This window comes from Amycolatopsis speibonae, from assembly GCF_042647925.1.
Lineage (GTDB): Bacteria > Actinomycetota > Actinomycetes > Mycobacteriales > Pseudonocardiaceae > Amycolatopsis > Amycolatopsis speibonae.
In genome coordinates, this window is sequence record NZ_JBHRWK010000088.1 from 1 (window position 1) to 834 (window position 834).

The following is an 834-nucleotide window of genomic DNA, read 5'->3' on the forward strand; positions in this document are numbered from 1 at the left end:
CGCTCGGGCTACTACGCCTGGCGTCGCCGCGCACCCAGCGACCGCGAGCAGGCCGACGCGGGCCTGCTCGCGGTCATCAAGGACGCCTACGAGCGACTGCGTGGCAACCCCGGCGTGCGGCGGATACACGCCGAGCTTGTCACACTCGGACACGCCGTGGCCCCGAAGCGGGTCTGGCGGCTCATGCGCGACGCCGGCCTGCAAGGACGCCACCCCAAGCCCTGGAAACGCACCACCGTCGCAGGTCAGGCGCCCGTTCCGGCACCAGACCTGATCGGCCGCGACTTCACCGCCGAGACGGTCAATCAGCGCTGGTGCGGCGACATCACCTACGTCAAGACCTGGGACGGCTGGGCCTACCTGGCCACCGTCATCGACCTGCACTCCCGCGCCGTGGTCGGCTGGGCCGTCGCCGAGCACATGCGCACCAGCCTGGTCACCGCGGCCCTCGATATGGCCATCGCCCGCCGTAACCCCGCCGATGGCGTGATCTTCCACAGCGACCGCGGTACCCAATACACCTCTGGCGAATTCGCCGAATACTGCACGAACAACGATATCCGACGATCCCTTGGTCGCACCGGAATCTGCTACGACAACGCGGTCTCCGAGTCTTTCTTCGCAACCTACAAGAAAGAACTCATCCACACCCGGCCATGGCCCACCATCAAATATCTGAAGAAGGCGACATTCGACTGGATCGAAACCTATTACAACACCCAGCGACGACACTCAACGCTCGGATACTTGACACCCCAAGAATACGAGCTAGGATACAGAAACATCAACGAAATCGCGGCCTAAACCCGCGTCCACAAAAGCGGGAACACTCCA

General features: G+C 63.5%; 1 protein-coding gene. It reads left to right on the forward strand.

All coding sequences use genetic code 11. The annotated features are described in order from the left end of the window. Window positions 1–804: IS3 family transposase (locus ACFOSH_RS38560; RefSeq protein ID WP_378245751.1), on the forward strand; the 804-nt coding region annotated here is incomplete at its 5' end. Window positions 805–834 lie beyond the last annotated feature (30 nt).